The organism is Clostridium moutaii, from assembly GCF_041205085.1.
GTDB lineage: Bacteria > Bacillota > Clostridia > Clostridiales > Clostridiaceae > Clostridium_B > Clostridium_B moutaii.
Genome location: NZ_JBGEWD010000001.1, coordinates 368,089 through 389,036 on the forward strand (window position 1 = coordinate 368,089; position 20,948 = coordinate 389,036).

The window sequence follows — 20,948 nt, forward strand, 5'->3', positions numbered from 1 at the left end:
AAAATTTCAGATGATATATTAAATATTATAATTATACTGACAGCACCTATATTAGATACTGTCAGTATCAAGATCATTTAAATCCATGTTTAAATTTATCCATAAATGATTTTCTTCCGGTTCCGCCTGCAGGAATCTCTCCACTTGCCTCCATAAACGTGATGATAGCTTCCTTTTGCCTTTCATTCAGATTCTTAGGCACATCCACAATTATCTTTACATATTGATCCCCTCTGCCTCTGCCATTGACCTTAGGAACGCCCTTGCCCCTAAGTCTAAATACAGTTCCTGGCTGAGTCCCTGCTGGGACTTCATATTTTACATCTCCATCTATAGTTGGCACCTTTATACTTGTTCCAAGTGTAACTTTTCCAAAGCTAACATGGGCATCTAAATAGATATCAAATCCACTTCTTTTAAATTTAGAATGAGATGACACCCTTATATTTATATAAAGATCACCTGGATTGCCTCCATTTTTTCCCTGCTCGCCTTGTCCTCTTATAGGAATTATGTTACCATTATCAACACCCGCTGGGACTTTTACTTTTATATTCCTACGTTTTCTCACAGTTCCCCTGCCCTTACATTCCGGACATGGATCCGATATAATAGTACCTTTCCCACCACATTTGTCACAGGTACTCATAGTGACAAAATTTCCAAGAGGAGTGTTTCTTTGAGTCCTAATCTGTCCTGTTCCACCACATTTATCACAAGTATGTGGGTGTGTTCCCTTTTTGGCACCCGTTCCATTACAAGTACTACATTTTTCATTTCTAGTTATAGATATTTCTTTTTCCACACCAAAAACTGCCTGCTCAAAGGTTAAATTTAAAGTATATTCAAGATCAGCACCTTTTTCCGGGCCATTTCTTCTCTTTCTTCCTGAAGAAAATCCTCCTCCAAAGAAAGAATCAAATATATCTCCAAAGCCGCCCATATCAGAAAAATCAAAGCCGCCGAATCCTCCTTCAAATCCTGAACCTCCATTAAAATCAGCCGTACCAAACTGATCGTATTGAGATTTTTTTTGTGGATCTGATAATATCTGATAAGCTTCATTTATTTCCTTAAATTTCTCTTCAGCTTCTTTATTTCCTTGATTTCTATCAGGGTGATACTTCAGTGCTAATTTTCTAAATGCTTTTTTTATGTCATCATCACTGGCACCCTTTTTAAGGCCGAGTATTTCATAATAATCTTTTTTGGCCATTTTTCTATTTTTCACCACCTAAAACGAAAGTATTATTAATTCAAATCTGGTTTTTTACTTAAATTAAGGGAAGAGCAAAAACTCATCCCTTAACTATTACTATTATACACACTTATTATATAATCGTGAAGAGAAAATATTATTTATCATCGTCTACCTTATAGTCTGCATCAACTACATTATCATCTTTTTTATTTTCTGCTCCGCCTTCAGCTCCAGCACCTGTTCCCGGATTTTGTCCTGCTCCCGGGTTTTGCCCTGCTCCCGGATTCTGACCTGCTTGAGCATTCTGGCTGTATATTTTAGATGTAACTCCATACAGCGCCTGAGTTAAATCTTCAGTAGCTTTCTTTATTGCCTCCAAGTCATCACCGTCTTTTATTTTTTTAACAGCTTCTACTTTTTCCTCTACATTTTTCTTATCTTCACTTGAAACTTTATCACCCAGATCCTTTAATGTTTTTTCCGTTTGATATACGCTTTGATCTGCATTGTTTTTAATTTCTATGGATTCTTTTCTCTTTTTATCCTGTTCTTCAAATTTTTCTGCTTCTTTTACAGCCTTATCTATTTCATCATCGCTTAAATTAGTGGAAGCTGTAATTGTGATATTTGCTTCTTTTCCAGTTGCTCTATCTTTAGCTGATACATTTACTATACCATTGGCGTCTATATCAAATGTAACTTCAATTTGAGGAATTCCTCGTGGAGCCGGAGCTATACCTGAAAGAGTAAATCTTCCAAGAGTCTTATCATCAGCTGCCATCTGTCTTTCACCTTGAACTACATGAATCTCAACAGAAGTCTGATTATCTGCTGCAGTGGAAAATGTCTGGCTCTTTTTAGCTGGTATTGTAGTATTTCTATTGATAAGCGGAGTTGCGACCCCACCTAAAGTTTCAATTCCAAGAGTAAGTGGTGTTACATCAAGCAATAATACATCTTTTACATCTCCAGTCAATACTCCTGCCTGAATAGCTGCTCCTACTGCTACACATTCATCTGGGTTAACTCCTTTGGATGGCTCTTTACCTGTAAAGTCTTTAACTGCTTCTTGAACAGCTGGTATTCTTGTAGAACCTCCTACTAATATAATTTTATTTATATCATTTATGGTAATTCCTGCATCATTTAATGCCTTTCTCATAGGTTCTATAGTTCTCTTGACCAAGTCTTCAGTTAATTCATTGAATTTAGCCCTGGTTAAATTTATGTCTATGTGCTTTGGCCCATTGGCATCTGCTGTAATAAATGGTAAATTTATATTTGTCTGTGTAGAAGATGATAACTCGATTTTTGCTTTTTCAGCTGCTTCTTTTAATCTCTGAAGTGCCATTTTATCATTTCTCAAATCTATTCCATTTTGAGCCTTAAAAGTATCTGCTATATAATCTATTACCTTTTGGTCAAAATCATCTCCACCAAGGTGTGTATCTCCATTTGTGGCTTTAACCTCAAATACACCATCACCAAGTTCTAGTATGGATACATCAAAAGTACCTCCACCTAGATCATATACAAATATTTTTTGATTTGTGTTCATTTTATCCATTCCATAAGCAAGAGATGCAGCTGTAGGCTCATTTATTATCCTACGAACATTAAGTCCTGCTATTTTTCCTGCATCTTTAGTTGCCTGCCTTTGACTATCATTAAAATATGCTGGTACAGTTATAACTGCTTCAGTTACAGGTTCTCCTAAATAAGCTTCGGCATCCGCCTTTATTTTTTGAAGTATCATGGATGATATTTCCTGTGGTGTATATTTTTTTCCATCTATATCTACCTTATGGTCTGTTCCCATCTGTCTTTTTATTGACATTATAGTTCTATCTGGATTTGTTATTGACTGCCTTTTAGCTACTTGACCTACTAATCTTTCACCATTTGCCTGGAAGGACACTACTGATGGAGTGGTTCTTGAACCTTCAGAATTTGCTATAACTACTGGATCTCCACCTTCCATAACTGCAACGCAGGAATTTGTTGTTCCTAAATCAATACCTATTATTTTTGACATGTTAACTTACCTCCTAAATTTAACTCGGTTGAAATTATCTTAGTAACATTTTCTTTATTTAAACTTAATTTGCTACTTTCACCATGCTGTACCTTATTATTTTGTCATCTCTTTTGTATCCCTTTTGAAATACTTCTACTATGAAATTTTTATCATAACTATCATCTTCTATATGCATAACTGCATTATGAACATTAGGATTAAATTTCCCTTCAGAAGGGATTTCCTCCACATTCAATTTTTCAAGTGCAGTATTAAATTGTTTCACTGTCATTTCTACACCCTTTTTTAAATCCTCTGCATTTCCCTCTACTTTCACTGCCCTTTCCAAATTATCCAATACAGGTAAAACTTCCTTCAATATATCTTTACATGCATCAGAATAAATGCCTTCCTTTTCTTTCGATGTTCTTTTTCTAAAATTGTCATACTCTGCTTTGGTTCTGGAAAGTCTATCTTTAAGAGCTTTAATTTCATTCATAATTTTATTGTTTTCATCCTTCAACTTAAAATTCTCTTTTTTTAATTCTTTTTGGAGATTTATTCTTTTCTCTTTAAGTTCATCTTCTTTTTCATTATTTCCATCATCTTTTACTTCTGTTTCATCATCTGCTTTTTCTTCATAATCTACTTCTGTTTCATCTTTTACATTTTCCTTATCAGATTTTTGTAATTCTTCATCTAAATCAACTTTTTCATCTTTTACAGAGTTTTTATCTTCTCCACAACAACTATTTTCCTTTTCAGCACATTCTTTTTTAATATTCTGTGCATCCATATCCTCATCTTTTAACATTTAGACATTTCCTCCAATCCAACATTTTATTGCTATTTACATAAATTAAACTTTGCCAAACCATTGTCTGACTTTAAAACAATTTTTTCTATTTTCCATCAGAATAAGCATGACTTAAAATATAATTCATTTCTTTTACCACATTTGCCAATACGGATATGACCTTGGAATAAGGCATTCTTGTAGGTCCTATTACACCAATTTCTCCTATTGGTTTTTCATTTAAACTGTATACTGCAGATATTACACTGCAATCTTCTGCACCTTCTATATAATTCTCACTGCCTATTTTTACTGAAATACTTGAAGCACTGTTTAATAAACTACTTACCTTATCCTTATTATCCAACATGGATAAAAATTCTCTTGCCTTTTCTATATCCTTATATTCTGGATAATCAAATATATTTGTAGCTCCCTGCATATATATCTCTGAATTATCTACATCGTTCAATCTATCATATAAAACATAAATTATTTCATCGACTATATCCTCGTATCCCTTTAAAGCTAACTTAAGATTACTTATAATTTCTAAATCTATATCATCAGCACATAAATTTTTTAATCTGGAATTCAATATATTACTCAATTTAATAAGAATATTATCGGAAATAGTTTTCTTAATTTTTATAAAATTATTCTTTATAATCCCACTGTCGATTATAAGTACTAATAAAATATTGCTGTTAGATTCTATATTTACCAACTGTATATGCCTTATATGACCTTTTTTTACAGAAGGCGCTCTAACTATAGAAGTAAGTCTTGTAAGCTCTGACAAAAGGTAAATAGCTTGCTTTATTATTTTATCAACTTCAAATAAAGCGTTATTTATAATTTGGCTTTTTATTATATGCATTTCTTCTGGACTCAAATTTGGTATCTGCATCAATTTATCTACATACAACCTATACCCTTTATTGGAGGGTATCCTCCCTGAAGAACTATGAAGCTGCTCTAAATAACCCATTTCTTCAAGATCTGACATTTCATTTCTTATAGTTGCAGAACTTACCCCCAAGTCATATTTTTTAGCTATGGTTCTGGATCCAACAGGCTCGGCACTATTTATATAATTATTTACTATTGCCTGAAGTATTCTTATTTTTCTTTCATCCATTTCCATAATATCACCTCTTTATTAGCACTCATTACTGTTGAGTGCTAATGCTATGATTAAAAAATATCACTCATAATTTTTTTTGTCAACACCATATAAACTATATTATTTGAACAAACAGTATAGTTTATATGGTTTATACTCAAATTCATAATGTTTTCTCAAGTTTACTCAAAATATCTAATACAATTAATATTAGGTCAATATAAATTCACACATCACACTGTTAGATACTTCTATTCCCCTCTTATTTAAATACATTCTATCTCCATCCACTACCAATATTCCTTTTTTTATATATTTATTTATTATGCTGCCATACACTGAATAAATATCTCTATCAAATCTATATTTGAAGTTTCTCATGGAAATTCCATTTATCTTTCTAAGACCCATAAACATAAATTCCTCCATATCATCACAAATCGAATTCTTATGTTTATCCAATTTCATGAATTTTCCCTGGATGCCTTCTAAAATATATTCTTCTATATCCGATGTATTTCTATATCTATACCCATCTATATAAGAATGGGCACTGACTCCACAACCTATATAAGGCTCCAAATTCCAGTATACCAGGTTATGCCTACACTCACTGCTATTTTTAGAAAAGTTGGATATTTCATACTGATTGTATCCATTTTCAGAAAGAAACTCCAGTGCAAAATCATACATCTGTCTTTCTTCTTCTTCTCCTGGAAGTATTAATTCATTGTTTTTGTACATATTGTAAAAAGCAGTGCCTTTCTCTATTATAAGGCTGTAGCAGGATATATGCTCCGGCTCCAGTTTCACTACATTTTTCAAGGATTCCTTCCAATCTTTTAAAGTCTGACCTGGAAGTCCAAACATAAGATCTACATTTATATTTGAAAAGCCTAATTTTCTTGCCATTTTATATCCCTCTAAGAAATCACCTATAGTGTGGATTCTGCCTATTCTCTCAAGCATAAAATTCTGCCAGGCTTGAAGCCCTATACTCAATCTGTTGACTCCCATCCCTTTCAAAAAGCTTAATTTTGTTTCTGTAAATGTACCTGGATTCCCTTCTACTGTAAATTCCAAATTATCTTCTACATTTAATTTTTTCACAGCCTTATATATATTATTCCATGCTTTTAATGATAAATAGGTAGGAGTGCCCCCACCTATAAATATGGTCTTTATAGTTCTATCTCCTATAAGACCTATATCTTTAGCCAACGCTTTTGAATAGTTCCACATAAATTCTTCCTTGCCACTATAGGACGGGAAATCGCAATAAAGACATTTTTTTTTACAGAAAGGTATATGTATATATAGAGATGCTGATTCCTCTATAGTTGTCTTTTCAATGCTGTGCATAAAAACACTTCCTAAAAATATATAAATATTTCTCCCAACTAGTCTTCTGTTTTAAGTATGGTCATAAAAGCTTCCTGGGGAATTTCTACAGAACCTACCTGCCTCATTCTCTTCTTTCCTTCTTTTTGTTTTTCAAGAAGTTTTTTCTTTCTGGATATATCTCCTCCATAACATTTTGCAAGTACATCTTTTCTCATAGCCTTAACAGTTTCCCTGGCTATAATTTTCCCTCCCACAGCAGCCTGTATTGGTATTTCGAAAAGCTGCCTTGGTATTATTTCCTTCAGCCTTTCAGCTATACCTCTTCCCCTTTCATAGGCTCTCTCCTGAGGCACAACCATGGACAGGGCATCTACGGTTTCTCCATTTAAAAGTATATCCAATTTCACAAGTTCGGCAATTTTATAACCTTTTAATTCATAATCCAGAGAAGCGTATCCCCTTGTCCTTGATTTCAACACGTCAAAAAAATCATATATTATTTCATTTAACGGAATATCATAATTTAAAGATACCCTGGTAGTTTCTATATACTGCATATCCCTAAAATTTCCCCTTCTACTCTGTGCAAGTTCCATTACGGATCCCACATATTCTGAAGGGGTTATTATAGATGCTTTTACTATGGGTTCTTCCATATATTTTATCTCTGACACATCAGGCATATTAGTAGGATTTGTAAGTTCTATTAAGGTGCCATCTGTCTTATATATCTTGTATATAACGGAGGGGGCTGTGGTTATTATTTCTAAATTGAACTCTCTTTCCACTCTTTCCTGTATAACATCCATGTGCAGCAGTCCTAAAAATCCACATCTAAATCCAAATCCCAATGCTATAGATGTTTCCGGTTCAAAACACAATGCTGCATCATTAACTTGAAGTTTTTCTAAAGCTTCCTTCAATTCACCATATCTTGCCCCATCTACCGGATATATACCACTGTATACCATAGAAACTACAGGTCTGTATCCCGTTAAGGGCTCCGCAGCCTCCCTTTTAGCCTCAGTTACAGTGTCTCCTACACGGGCATCTCTTACATTTTTAATGGAGGCGGTAAAATATCCCACATCTCCTGCTTTCAATTCTTCCCTCGGCATAAAACCTGGAACAAATATTCCCGTTTCCACAACCTCATAGATTTTACCCGTAGCCATAAGCTTTATTTCTTCTCCTGGTTTAATGGACCCTTCCTTTACTCTTATATGACAAACTACACCTCTATAGCTGTCATAATTCGAATCAAATATAAGAGCTTTTAAAGGTGCCTTTTCATCTCCTTCTGGAGATGGTACCTTATTTACTATGGCTTCTAAAACCTGATCTATATTCAATCCTGTTTTTGCAGAAACCAATGGTGCATCTTCTGCATCTATTCCTATAACATCCTCTATTTCCTCTTTTACTTCTTCCGCTCTGGAACTGGGTAAATCTATTTTATTTATTACAGGTACAATTTCCAAATCATGATCCATGGCCAGATAACAGTTGGCCAAAGTCTGTGCCTGTATACCCTGAGTTGCATCCACTACTAAAATAGCTCCTTCACAGGCCGCCAAACTTCTTGAAACCTCATAATTAAAATCTACATGGCCTGGTGTATCTATAAGATTTAAAACATATTCCTCTCCATCAGCTCTTTTATATATAAGCCTTACTGCCTGAGATTTTATAGTTATTCCCCGTTCTCTTTCCAACTCCATATTGTCAAGTACCTGAGAATTCATCTCTCTTTCAGTAAGAGTTCCTGTTTTTTCAATCAGTCTATCTGCAAGAGTAGATTTACCATGATCTATATGGGCAACTATAGAAAAATTTCTTATATGTTTCTGTCTTTCACTCTGCATATTATTTCCTCCAATATTGATGAAATTTCTCCACAATAAACAACTACAGTAAATTATATCATAATCACCCTGCAGTTAAAAGCACATTATTTCTTAAATCGATTCTCTATATTTTGAAATGCACCTTGGGTTGTATCTATTATATAAGAAGTTCCAGAATATATTTTCCCACCTATCACATTTACAATTTTTTGAGATCCATTTTTAAAATTATCCCCTATCTTGTTGTTTAAAGATAGTGAATAATTCCCCATATCTACGCTGAAGTCAAAAGGTGATGGAGTATAATTAATTTTGAAGTCAGATTTATCCTTTATAAATTTAGGCAGTCCTACGGTTATAATTGTAAAACCAGAAAGGATTATTATACCACAAAATATTACTACAGTTATAACAGCTTTTCTATTCATAAAAAAGTCACCCCCAAATAATAACAAAATTCTTATTATAAAGGATGAACTTTTCTACAAATTTTATACATAATATTATGAAGTAAAGTTTACCGCCCCTATACTTATCAATTCAGGAAGGTGTTTATGTCATTTAAATCCAATGCAGGTTGCAAGGCAATATTTATGGCATTTGCAATGATTTTTGAAATTGAATCCACCACTAGGTCCACATCTTTAGGTGTAACCATTATATTTTCTTTATAAGGATCCAGCAGTTCTCTTATCATTTGCTGTTTTTCATTTTTATCTATGGATTTTAACATCTGATAAAATTTTTCTCCTTTTTTCGCCTGTACTATCATTTCATCCAAAACCATATCAATGGTATCGCTGGCCATAGTAGCCGCATCCACTACTGTAGGCACTCCTATGGCTATTACAGGTATTCCCAGAGTCTTCTCACTCAATTCCATTCTTCTATTGCCTACTCCAGAGCCTGGTGATATCCCCCTGTTTCCTATTTGCACTGTAGAATTTACTCTGTCCATTTTCCTTGATGCCAGAGAATCTATACAAATTATCAGATTGGGTTTTACTTTATCTACAACTCCCTTTATGATTTCACTGGTCTCAATACCAGTAAGTCCAAGTACTCCTGGAGATATGACACACACAGGCCTTATTCCTTCATCTATCTTATCAGGTACCAGCTGCTTTAAATGTCTGGTCACCATTAATTTTGATACCACTTTAGGTCCCAGTGAATCCGGAGTTATATTCCAATTCCCCAATCCCACAACCAATGCCGTCATACTCTTATCTATATCTATCATGCTGGATAATACCTTTCCAACCACCTTACTTACTTTATCTCTAATTTCTCCATCATAATGGGTAAGTCTTGGCATATCTACTGTTATGTATGATCCCTTGGGTTTTCCCATAATCTTTTCTCCAATATCTTCTACTATTTTTACACAAGTTATCTTTATGTCATCTTCTACAGTTTCCTCTACTTCTACTCCCGGTACCTCCCCTCCTCTTTCTTTCCGACACCTTTCCCTTGTCTCTACTGCTAAGTCTGTTCTTACATCAAACATTTTATCCATCACTCCTTGTATATTATTTCCTTATTTATTATTATTGGTTATTATCTTTTACAATATACTCTTAAATGAATATGTGAATTACATTATATGTTCATGTCCATGGGCTGTATAATTTGCACTTGATGTGGTTAAAATTTAATGCTATAATAGCATTTGTTAAATATAATGACTTAACAGCAAATTTCCCCAAAGCTATTGAAGTCTATAAAAACAATAAGGGGGTGAAAGCATGGCAAATATAAAATCTGCAAAAAAGAGAATAAAAGTTATTCAGACTAAAACTTTAAGGAATAGGATAATAAAATCTTCATTAAAGACCACCATAAAAAAATTCTCAGCATCCATTGACAATGGAAATGTAGAAGAAGCTAAGGTTAATTTTACTGCAGCTATAAGAGCTTTAGATATGGCCGCATCAAAAGGTGTAATTCACAAGAATAAAGCATCAAGAGATAAGTCTAAGTTGACTTTAAAGTTAAATGGATTAACTGCATAATAAATAACCGGTGATGACCGGTTATTTATTATGCAATGGTATTTATTATTAAAAGTTCCAATTCAGTTCTTTCATCTATAGATAGACTTTTCATATTCCTTTCTGTATTTAAACATAATTGTATAGATCTTTTAAGTTGCTTTAAAGTAAACTTCTTACTCTGCTGAACCATGATATTATATCCATATTCAGATCTTATATTCAATGTCTTCATGATTTCGACTTTTTGTTTTCCACCTTCTAATAGCAGTTTAATTTTAAACAGAATGTTAAATTGCCTCTCTATCATAGTCAAAATATAATTTATTTTAATACCACCATATATGAGTTCATTTAACAAATGAACTGCTTCTTTTAAATTCTTATTTGATATGGCATTTACAACATCAAAAATATCTTCTTCGTTGTTGCTCAAAAACATTTTTTGCATATCTTCTCTTTTTATATCTCTTCCATAAGTATAACAGCATAATTTTTCTACTTCATTTTCTATTATACTCAAGTTATTTCCATCCATAAGATTGCAAAACACCCTGAGATCCACCTTTTTTATATCCTTTCCCCTGGAGTGAAAAAATTCTTGAACTTTATTTTCCAGTTGATATCCTCTTATCTTATCGGCCTTGACTACACATATATCTTTATCCAGACTATATATCCTTTTACCAGGTTTATCCCTTTTACTTTTAAATAAACAATAAAATATTAAAACACAATGTTCAGGTACATTCTTTAAATAACTATGTATATTTTTAAATTCTCCAGAAAGTTTATTCTTGTAATCTCCCTCCACCATGAAAGAAGCTCTGTACACAAGTACAACTTTTTTATCACTCATAAAAGGAAGCGTTTCACAGGCATTTATTACAGTATTAAAGTCTTCCAGAGAACTTCCATCAAATTTTACATAATTTAAATCAATAAAATCCGGTTTTATAACTTTCCCAATCAATGTTTTTATATTTTCCTTTATAAGGAATTCATCACTGCCGCAAAATAAGTAACAATTTTCTATATGTCCATTTTTTAAATTTTTATTAAAAGTAACTATATCTACCAACCTTTACTCACTTCCACCTTGACATTAATAATTATTTAATTTTAAAAAGCATATTAAATATTATAACATAAGAATTACTATTTTTATCTGTAAAGAATTTAAACTTCCTATTTCCGGTATAAAGTGTAATAGCTCCACAGTTTTCTAAAGTTTCATTTACTTTTAGATAAGAACTGGTATTTAAATTATAGACAAAATTTTTATGAGGATTAGTTATAATTTTATTCACTGATTGCTGTACTTTTATATCCGATATCCAATTGACATCCAAGTAATTATAATTGCATATCATAACTTTATCTAAACCCTTTTTTACAACAACAGCTTCTCCACTATTTTTGCTTACAAAAGTTATACTTGTAAAAAGGGAATATCCTTGAAGTACCATTAAAATTACACATGCAGCCGGAATATATTTAAATTTTTTATATCCCTTCTTATACATAACGAAACTAATAAATACTGCAATAATCATCAATCCATCCCTATACCTTAAATATACTACTTCAGGGCATAATTTTAGTGCAATGATACTTGCCCCTTCTATTACAGTAAAGACCAGATTAATAATTGCGCATATATATTTAAATAATATTTCTATATGATATGAACACAAGGCTGCATTTCCAAGTACAATTATTATTGAAAACAATGGAATCAAAAATAAGTTTCCCAAAATAAATCCATAACTAAAATTTTGGATTGTAAAAGCTATATATGGCAATGAAAAAACTTGAGAACTAAAAGTTAGACTTATACTGCTGGCTAGCTTTTCAGGAAGTTTATACAGCTTTCTATATATTTTTTTATTATATAAAAGTATACCAAGGGTTGCCAAAAAAGAAAGATCAAATCCTAGATTTACTACATAATAAGGTTTAAATGCCATTAAAATAAGAGCTGACAAGCTTAAAGAAGATATACTATCATATTCTTTAAAAAATACTTTTGACAATTTAAATATGAGTATCATTATAAAGGATCTCATAGTTGCTGCTGCCATACCTGTAAAAAATACATAAAATAAAGATACAATTATGGCTATTTTTAATCCTGCCATATACTCCAGTACTTCATAAATTATAACCATATGGAATCCAGAAACGCTTACAGCATGAATTATTCCCAGCTTCTGGAACTCACTCATCTGCTCTTGACTAATATAATCAGTTTCTCCATAGCATAAGGCCATAACAAGGGCGGCTTTATCTTCTCCAATTATTTTCCTGAACTTTTCATAAATATTATTCTTGAGTTCATGTGAATAATATATAAAATCCTTTTTATAGTATTTATATTCAGTTAAATTATAACTTCCAATCACCCCGCTTCCTATATTAAATTCTTTTTGAAATTTTCCATATGCTTTTATTTTCTGCCCTTCTTGAAGTCCCTCTGTTTTACCCTTTAATATAATTTCCCTTCCTTTGAAATTTCCTATAAAATAATAGTTTTTTTTCTCTAAAATTCTAACCTGAACAGGACTTTGTACATTTATATTAAAATACAGATAAAAACTAAATACTCCAAAAAGAAAGAACAGGACATTCACCATAAAAAATTTAATTTCCAATGTAAAAAACAATATTATAAGAAAAAAAGCAGCTATCAATATAGCTGCCGCAATGTTGTCTAAAAATAACAAGGCAAATAAACATCCTAAAGATAGAGATATAGAATAAAACACCAATGGCCTTTTCATAGTCTATGGGTAATACCTCCTGGATAATCATAATTACACTCATTGCACATAAACCAGTCTGATATTATTTATATTTGCCCAAAAACACTATATTAAACATATTGATTTTTATGGAATTTATAAGATATACAAAAAACAAGCCACAATGCAATACACACAAAAAATATCTTCCAATAGCCTAAATTAAATAAAATCAGGAATTTGCTTGTAATAAAAATTGCAAGCAATTGTATAATAATATTTATAATTACAATTGTAGTTGAAAATTTGTTTTTAAAAAACTTTATATCAGAAAAACTATACACAAACAATGCAGCACAGATATTTAAGATTGAGATAGAAGTCAAAAATGGAAATTCACTTTTCCACAAATTTGATATATAAAGAGATATAAATGATAGAGTTCCCATTAAAAATCCACCAAATAAAACAAAACTCGAATTTTCCACTATTATGCTTTTATCAATTACAGATGATACATAATCTCCTTCTTCATCTTCACATTGGTACATTAGGGCCAGGGCTGACAAAAACATAATAACACTGTTAAACCAAATAGATTCTATAATAATATTGCCGGAAATATCTAAATCAAATAGAACATTCATCATTAAAAATACTGTTAACCCCACACAACAGCTTATAATATAGACAATTATCTTTTCAATCATATTCATAATTTTTCTGGAATTTTCTATGGTATTTAACAAGTTCATAAAATCCATATTTTTAACAAATATGTCACACAATTTCCTAACTATTTTACTCTTAGTGTTTGTTATTCCTACATTCGATATTTTAAGTGCAGGCAAATCTGTAAGTTTCCATCCTGTTATAGCTGTTATGTACCCATAACTTTTTAATGCTTTTATTATATTTACTTTATGCTGGGAGCTTATTCTAGAAAAAAAGCTGACCTTTTCTCCAATACGACTAAATTCCTCTTCTGTCATATTATCCATTTCCACACCGGAAACTATCTGCTGAAGCCTGGATATTATATTTATTTTCTTTCCTATTGCTAAAGCCGTAAGTTTATTGTCATCTGTAATAATAATAGGCTTAATTGAAAGAGCTAGAGCCTTTTTTATAGAATTTGATGCATTTTCCTTTAACATATTGTCAAAACCAATTAAGCCTACAAAAACCAGATTACTTTCGATATTTTCTTTAATGCTTGGCTCATAATTAAAATTTCTATAGGCAAACCCCACTACATATAGACATTCATTGGACATACTAATATCTGCATCTCTTATGGATTTTATATCTTCCTCTGTTATTTCCACTTCCAAACCATTTTTCAATATATGAGTACATCTATTTATAATGGAATCAGTTGCCCCTTTTACGTGAGCCCTATATTTCTTGTCTACCTTGTTTACAGTAGTCATTATACGTCTTTCACCGTCAAATAAGATTTTAAATATCCTATTATATTTTTTATCCAATTCCTTTTTATAAATTCCATTTTGGGCACCAAATCCTACCAAAGATGACTCCACCAAGTTTTTTACAGAATTCTCTTCATTCGTTTTTGCAGATTTTTCGTCACTACATAAAAGCCCTATATTCATCATTCTATACAAGCTTTCATTTATACCATCTTTTAAAGCTTCTTCATTTATATCAATAAGCCCGTTGCTCCCATAAGCTTTCATGACTTTCATTTTATTTTTAGAAAAGGCTCCCACTTTATCCGTACAAACAGCTGAAACTTTCGAAAATTTTTCTATACTGGACAAATCTTTAAAAGTTATATTTGCTTTCTTGAATTTTTTCAGTAAAATAGCTCCTATAAGCAAAATTATAATAATCATTGCCTGGGGAATAGTGCTCAAAAATATAACGGATCCTGTTTTTAAACTATAATAAAAACTTTTGTGAAAAGTAAATTTCAATATAAATCCAATAATTGAAAAACAACCAACCAAAAAAATGCTGAAGGCGTTGACAACCCTATGAATTCTGAACCCAAAAGACTCTCTTTTCCTTTCGCCTTTAAGTAGAAGTTTTACTATATTAGACACCTGAGTGTTCATCCCCACTGCTATAACTATACCTGTGCCATCACCTTCAGCCACCGAAGATGACTTGAAAAGTATATTTTTCATATCTGAAAGAGACAGCTCTCTATCGTCTATTTTGAATTCATATTTTTCCACTATAAAATTTTCCCCTGTAACAGAACATTCATCTATTTTTAAATCATTACTTTCAATAACCCTCATGTCCGCAGGTATTCCCTCACCCTGTCCAACTATAACTATGTCACCTACTACAAGTTCCTCAGATGGTATCCTCAAAGTTCGTCCATCTCTTATAACCCTTGCCATTCCCAAATTTAGCTTTCGTAATTCCTTTATATTTCTCTCCACTTTGTATTGCTCCAGAGCTATTAAAAAAATATTTAAAAGTGCAATAACCAAGGATATAATTCCATAACTATATATACCTAAATATATAAATAAAATTGTGCAAAAAATCAACAACAATATCCATGCTTCCTTAAACTGTATAAATGCAAGATAAAATAAACCCTTAGTATCTGGCATAACAATTTTATTTTCTCCATACTTTTCTCTAAGTGATTCTATTTGTTCTTCATCCAGTCCATAATATGTATTGCTATTCAGTTCCTTTACTATCTCACTCCATGGATGTTTATACCATTCAATCATACACCTATAACCCTCCCATAAAAAAGAACACTACTTAAATATCGTATTCAGCTAAATTAACTTTAAAAAATCATTAAAAAAGGCCTGTTTTTTTTATACATAAACAATAAATCTATAGAAATCTATAATTTAATATTATGTCTAAAACATGATATAATGCAAATATTATTAAATACTTTAAATCATTACATAAAATATGTCTCATAAGAAAGAAGGAACTTAAATTGGTAGTACAAATTATACTTGTCATGTTTATAACCGGAGTGCTATTGGGGTTTGTAGGGGCTGGTGGCTCTGGATTTATAATATCCATTTTAACTGTAATTTTTCATTACCCAATTCATACATCCCTTGGAACTGCTCTTGCAGCAATGATCTTCTCTTCTTTGTCAGGATCCATTAGCCATTATAGAGAGGGAAATATTATATTAAAAGTTGGAATTGTAGTAGGATTATTTGGTGCAATAGGTGCATGGACTAGCTCCAATTTCTCATATTTTATATCAGCAGGTGATTTAAAATGGCTGACTTCAGGAATGTTATACCTGTCTGCAATAGTTTTGTGGCTTCGTATGTTTATAATTGAACATCGGCATTCTAGCGGTATTCAATCTAACCCCCTACCTGTCGGAATAAAGTTCTGGTTATTATCTGGTGGAATAGGTTTGGTTACCGGTGTTATTTCAGGTATGTGCGGCATAGGTTCTGCTTCATTTATTCAAATTGGACTCATGTTCATACTTGGAATGTCAATACGTGAATCTGCCGGAACTACCATGATGGTGATTATTCCTATAGCCTTAGCCGGCGGAGCCGGATATTATCATTTGGGATATTTAAATATACATTTACTTATTGAAGTGGTAATGGGTACAATGATAGGCTCTTATATAGGTGCCAAATTTACTAGAAGAGTTCCAATGCCCATACTTAAAACTGCAATGATTTTAGTCCCTGTCACAGCTGCCACTTTACTATTATTTTAAATAGGAGAGATTATTTACCTCTCCTTGTTTTTTATGAAAATCAACATCTCAAATTATTAAAATACAGTGCCTGCTTCATCATTTCAAGTCCTTCCACATCAATTTTATCATATATCTTTATGGATCTTAAAAATTCCTTATATGCAAGACTCATATATCCATTTTTATAGTACAATTTTGCCAGATATAATAGCACATTATCATCCTCAATCAAATTTAAAAGCTGAAGCCCACTTTCGAATTCATCAAAATAATTTATCTTTAACAAAATAGATAATAAATTAAATATGGCGCCTGAAAATTTTCCAGATGATTCTATATCCTTTGCTAATGGTGTGCACTTTTTTCCTTCAATTAAATCTTTAAATTTCATATATACCAAATACTTTCTATTGTCAGGAATGTCTTTAGGATTGTCAATTAATATATTTTTAGTTGAAATATTATTATCAAAGGTACTGCAAAGCATGCTATAATAAAAGTTTTGATCAATAAAATTTTTTTCAGTAATCTTTTCAAAAAAACTGTATGCCTCATTAAATTTTTTTTGGTAAAATAAACAAATCCCTTTATAGTAGTATATTTTTGATATATTGGATCTATCTTTACATGTCTTTTCTGCTTTTTCTGCATAATCATAAGCAATATCAAATCTGTTTTGGCTATAAAATATATCTGATAAATATAAATACAAACCTTCATTTGCATTTTCATCGAGATATCTGTCAAATTTTTCTTTCATTTTATCTATTGAAAATTTTTTAGCACCCATTATCTGGACAAGTTTGGAATATGATTTAATATATTGAGGATTTGACTTTAATACCTTATCACAATAATATAGGGCCCTATCGTACTCCTTTAAATTAAAATATATATTAGATAAGACATAATAAGTTTTATAAGATCCTACACCAACTAATTCATTTATCTCAACAGGAGGCTCACCCATCTGAATACATTTTTCCAATGAATTTATGGCTGATAAATATTTACCTTCACCCATGAGAGTATTAGCTCTTATAAATTCCAAATCTGTAAAATTGGGATAATACTTTAATCCCTCATCAATAAATTTATATTCCATTTCATAATTTCTCAATATTTGATTACATGAAACCAATCTTAATACTAATTTAGAACTAAACCCCTCTTGTGGAACAAAGTTTTCATAACTTTTCATATAGTATTCCAATGCCTCTTTATATTGTGACATGGCATAATATTCGTTACCCATGTTAAACAACATAAATGAGTTATTGGAGTTTTTATCCAAATTTTTTTTAATTAAATCCATATTTCTTTTTCTTTTATTTTTAGCTTTTATAATTTCATTTAAATATCCATAATGATAAAATCTTATATTTTCAATTTTTATATTCTGTGAATTGTTACTATGATTCGGAGGGGGCACTATTTGTTCATGTACATTTCCTATAAATTTATACCCTTTTCCATTTCTTATAAGTCTTATATTTAAATTCATGGTAATATTCTCATAAGCAGGTTTATCGCCAGAATAACTCAAGGTTTGTAGAAAATATATATCGGTATGATTATCTTTATCATTAACCAATTTAAGCAATTTATCCCTATCTTTTTTTTCAAACTCATCATCTGCATCCATTATAAGAATCCAATCTTTAGTGGCTTTTTCTAAAGAACAATTTCTGGCATTGCTGAAGCTATTATCCCATTTATAATAAAAAATCCTTGCTCCATATTTTTCTGCAATTTTAACCGTAGAATCTGTAGAGCCTGTATCTACAATTATAATTTCATCTACAAGATATTTTACACTTTCAAGACATCTGCCTAATACATTTTCTTCATTTTTAGCTATCATACATAAACTTATTGACACATTATAACCTCCTTTTACAGAGCTATATTAATATGATGCCGTCCCAAAGGACAGCATCTTTATATTAAACACTTGCATTATAATATGCTTCAAAATCAGCAGTATTGGCTCCAGTATCATAATAAAGTCTTGTATATTGCAAATAATACTGTGCAGTTAGAACTGTCGCAGTATTTGTACCAACGGTAACAAGACCAGTAGCATCATTAATAAAATAACTTGGATTGCTAGTTGGGGAAATCTGAAGTGCAACTGTAAGAGTATTTGTAGTATCATTATTCTTAATATAATAAGAGTATACCTTTTGCTGTGAAGTATCTTCCTGCAGTACTGAATTTGCACCAGTACCCGTAGTTTGAGTAATATTATCCGTGGTAAACAAAACTCCCTCAGTTATTGAATTCACTGTTCCTGTTACAGTTACTGTGTTTCCTACATCTACTATTCCTGTTACAGTTACCGTATTTCCTACATCCACTGTCCCTGTTACAGTTACCGTATTTCCTACATCCACTGTTCCCGTTACAGTTACTGTATTTCCTACATCCACCGTCCCCGTTACAGTTACCGTATTTCCTACATCCACTGTTCCCGTTACAGTTACCGTGTTTCCTACATCCACTGTCCCCGTTACAGTTACCGTGTTTCCTACATCCACTGTCCCAGCTACCAATAAATTACCTGAATTATCTACTGTTAAAGCCTCAGCTTGATTTGCACTTGCATTATACGCATATAATTGGGTTTTTAATTGCTCAGCCACCCTATTAAATACTAAATTATTAGGCATAAATTTTCATCTCCATTTTAACTTTAGAATAATACAGTTAAATTTTTTTAGACCTAATAATATACTATTCCTTTATTGTTCAATTGTGATTTTATCTTGTTTTTCATCTATCTATAAACTTGATATATAAATTTTAGGTTCACAGAAGCATATTCTAAACACTCAAATCTTACTCTGTAATATTTTCCATAATATTTTGCTATTAAAATTTCAGAACTATTGGCATTAACTATCACTCCCTCGTCTTTAATCCAATTGCACAAATCACAACTCACCTCAACGATGGCTTTAACCTCAGTATTACCTATGTTATCAATAAAAAATGTTCCTTGAATAATACGTTCTACGCTTATTGGAGGAGAACTCTTAATTTTATAAAATTCCAACTTACAATGTTTTTCTATAATATCTACAATTCCTTGAAAATAATTATGATTTAATTCTGGAATACCAATCATCAACTTAGGAATAAATTCATAATCATAAATGAGACTTGAGGCAAAATTTCCAAGTGATTTTTTCTTTTCACCTGATTTTATAATTATGCCTTTATTTTTTATATGTCCGCTATTCCATTCATTAAATATGTGGGTCATATCTACGCGCATCAATGCATTAGAATTCCTATTCACTTCAAATTTAATCTGTCTATTACAATATTGTGGCTGATTTTCAAATGTAGTATATTTATCAAAATCCTCTTGAAGTGGTTGTATATAAAAAGTTGTTTTGGAATGTTCAGTATCAATTTTACTTAAATATACATATAAATAGACAAAATCTACAAATTGATTTTTAGGTATATTATCTATATTAAAATACATGTAACTTCTATAAATATTTTTTCCATCAAAACCAACTTTCAAAATATCATCTTCTATATTACCTTTAGATTTAAAATCTGTTACAGTAAGACTTTTCATACACATAATCTGTGTCTTCACATAAGACATGCTCAAAATCACCTCTTTATAGTTATCATATGTATAACATATAAAAATTCTTTTATAAAATACAGTTTTTTTACCCAACTTTTGGGAAATGACTATATCTTTATGTGAAAAGCAAAAATATGCTTATTCTTTATAAAATGCTTTACAATCTCCTATTACAACTGTAATAGGAGATGATTAATATGAAAATACCTAAAATATCGGATTCAGAGTGGCAGGTTATGAAAATAGTATGGGCAAATAAATACTGCACTGCAAATGATATAGTACAAAAAATATCAGAGGCAGCGGATTGGAAACCCAATACCACAACAACTTTGATAAACAGACTTTTAAAAAAAGGAATAATAGATTATGAAGTGGATGAAAATGATAATAAAACATATAACTATTTTGCAATTGTTCCTGAAAGTCAATGTGTAAAAGCAGAAAGTGAATCTTTTTTAAGACGAGTATTCAACGGTTCTTTAAATTTAATGCTGGAGAATTTTATAAATGAAAGCAAGTTATCTGAAGATGAAATTGACAAGTTAAAGCAAATTCTAGATAAAAAGAAAGGTTAAAGA

The 20,948-nt window shown here is 31.3% G+C and carries 17 protein-coding genes; 3 read left to right on the forward strand and 14 right to left on the reverse strand.

The genetic code is table 11. From position 1 onward, the window contains the following. Positions 1–73: 73 nt before the first annotated feature. The 8 genes from dnaJ to gpr all read right to left on the reverse strand — a co-directional run bounded on the left by dnaJ (position 74) and on the right by gpr (position 9,841). Positions 74–1,216 carry a molecular chaperone DnaJ gene (dnaJ, locus tag AB8U03_RS01945; RefSeq protein ID WP_369702841.1) on the reverse strand — a complete coding sequence of 381 codons (1,143 nt, stop codon included), beginning with the start codon at positions 1,214–1,216 and terminating at the stop codon, positions 74–76. A 139-nt stretch (positions 1,217–1,355) separates the two neighbouring features. Further along, positions 1,356–3,236, reverse strand: a complete 1,881-nt coding sequence (gene dnaK, locus AB8U03_RS01950) for a molecular chaperone DnaK (RefSeq protein ID WP_369702842.1) — start codon at positions 3,234–3,236, stop codon at positions 1,356–1,358. A gap of 64 nt (positions 3,237–3,300) precedes the next feature. Next, positions 3,301–4,032 carry a nucleotide exchange factor GrpE gene (gene grpE / locus AB8U03_RS01955; protein WP_369702843.1) on the reverse strand — a complete coding sequence of 244 codons (732 nt, stop codon included), beginning with the start codon at positions 4,030–4,032 and terminating at the stop codon, positions 3,301–3,303. A gap of 88 nt (positions 4,033–4,120) precedes the next feature. Beyond that, positions 4,121–5,161 carry a heat-inducible transcriptional repressor HrcA gene (hrcA, locus tag AB8U03_RS01960; protein ID WP_369702844.1) on the reverse strand — a complete coding sequence of 347 codons (1,041 nt, stop codon included), beginning with the start codon at positions 5,159–5,161 and terminating at the stop codon, positions 4,121–4,123. 189 nt (positions 5,162–5,350) lie between these two features. Continuing rightward, on the reverse strand, positions 5,351–6,502 hold the full coding sequence (gene hemW, locus AB8U03_RS01965; protein ID WP_369702845.1) for a radical SAM family heme chaperone HemW: 1,152 nt from the start codon (positions 6,500–6,502) through the stop codon (positions 5,351–5,353). A gap of 38 nt (positions 6,503–6,540) precedes the next feature. Further along, the gene (gene lepA, locus AB8U03_RS01970; RefSeq protein ID WP_369702846.1) at positions 6,541–8,349 is read right to left on the reverse strand and encodes a translation elongation factor 4; all 1,809 of its coding nucleotides are present in this window, start codon (positions 8,347–8,349) and stop codon (positions 6,541–6,543) included. A gap of 86 nt (positions 8,350–8,435) precedes the next feature. Beyond that, complete coding sequence (locus AB8U03_RS01975) at positions 8,436–8,759, reverse strand: hypothetical protein (RefSeq protein ID WP_369702847.1); 324 nt, start codon at positions 8,757–8,759, stop codon at positions 8,436–8,438. Between the two features lie 107 nt (positions 8,760–8,866). Beyond that, positions 8,867–9,841, reverse strand: coding sequence for a GPR endopeptidase (gene gpr, locus AB8U03_RS01980; RefSeq protein WP_369702848.1), 975 nt, complete (start codon positions 9,839–9,841; stop codon positions 8,867–8,869). 238 nt (positions 9,842–10,079) lie between these two features. Here gpr and rpsT point away from each other — a divergent pair, with 238 nt between their 5' ends. Continuing rightward, a complete protein-coding gene (gene rpsT / locus AB8U03_RS01985) occupies positions 10,080–10,346 on the forward strand; it encodes a 30S ribosomal protein S20 (protein ID WP_369702849.1) in 267 nt (88 codons plus the stop codon). A 28-nt stretch (positions 10,347–10,374) separates the two neighbouring features. On the opposite strand, the gene holA is transcribed toward rpsT, so the two are convergent. The 3 genes from holA to AB8U03_RS02000 all read right to left on the reverse strand — a co-directional run bounded on the left by holA (position 10,375) and on the right by AB8U03_RS02000 (position 15,789). Further along, entirely contained in the window at positions 10,375–11,406 is a 1,032-nt protein-coding gene (gene holA, locus AB8U03_RS01990) for a DNA polymerase III subunit delta (protein WP_369702850.1), read from the reverse strand. Between the two features lie 31 nt (positions 11,407–11,437). Beyond that, positions 11,438–13,108 carry a ComEC/Rec2 family competence protein gene (locus tag AB8U03_RS01995; protein WP_369702851.1) on the reverse strand — a complete coding sequence of 557 codons (1,671 nt, stop codon included), beginning with the start codon at positions 13,106–13,108 and terminating at the stop codon, positions 11,438–11,440. 92 nt (positions 13,109–13,200) lie between these two features. Next, a complete protein-coding gene (locus AB8U03_RS02000; protein ID WP_369702852.1) occupies positions 13,201–15,789 on the reverse strand; it encodes a P-type ATPase in 2,589 nt (862 codons plus the stop codon). 224 nt (positions 15,790–16,013) lie between these two features. Between AB8U03_RS02000 and AB8U03_RS02005 the strand changes: the two genes are divergently transcribed. Beyond that, entirely contained in the window at positions 16,014–16,775 is a 762-nt protein-coding gene (locus AB8U03_RS02005) for a sulfite exporter TauE/SafE family protein (protein WP_369702853.1), read from the forward strand. A 40-nt stretch (positions 16,776–16,815) separates the two neighbouring features. Here AB8U03_RS02005 and AB8U03_RS02010 read toward each other — a convergent pair whose 3' ends face one another. The 3 genes from AB8U03_RS02010 to AB8U03_RS02020 all read right to left on the reverse strand — a co-directional run bounded on the left by AB8U03_RS02010 (position 16,816) and on the right by AB8U03_RS02020 (position 20,382). Then, positions 16,816–18,639, reverse strand: coding sequence for a tetratricopeptide repeat-containing glycosyltransferase family 2 protein (locus tag AB8U03_RS02010; protein WP_369702854.1), 1,824 nt, complete (start codon positions 18,637–18,639; stop codon positions 16,816–16,818). Between the two features lie 64 nt (positions 18,640–18,703). Continuing rightward, the gene (locus AB8U03_RS02015; RefSeq protein WP_369702855.1) at positions 18,704–19,429 is read right to left on the reverse strand and encodes a DUF6385 domain-containing protein; all 726 of its coding nucleotides are present in this window, start codon (positions 19,427–19,429) and stop codon (positions 18,704–18,706) included. Between the two features lie 107 nt (positions 19,430–19,536). After that, on the reverse strand, positions 19,537–20,382 hold the full coding sequence (locus AB8U03_RS02020) for a DNRLRE domain-containing protein (protein ID WP_369702856.1): 846 nt from the start codon (positions 20,380–20,382) through the stop codon (positions 19,537–19,539). A 182-nt stretch (positions 20,383–20,564) separates the two neighbouring features. Here AB8U03_RS02020 and AB8U03_RS02025 point away from each other — a divergent pair, with 182 nt between their 5' ends. Further along, complete coding sequence (locus AB8U03_RS02025) at positions 20,565–20,945, forward strand: BlaI/MecI/CopY family transcriptional regulator (RefSeq protein ID WP_369702857.1); 381 nt, start codon at positions 20,565–20,567, stop codon at positions 20,943–20,945. The last annotated feature ends 3 nt before the right edge of the window (positions 20,946–20,948 follow it).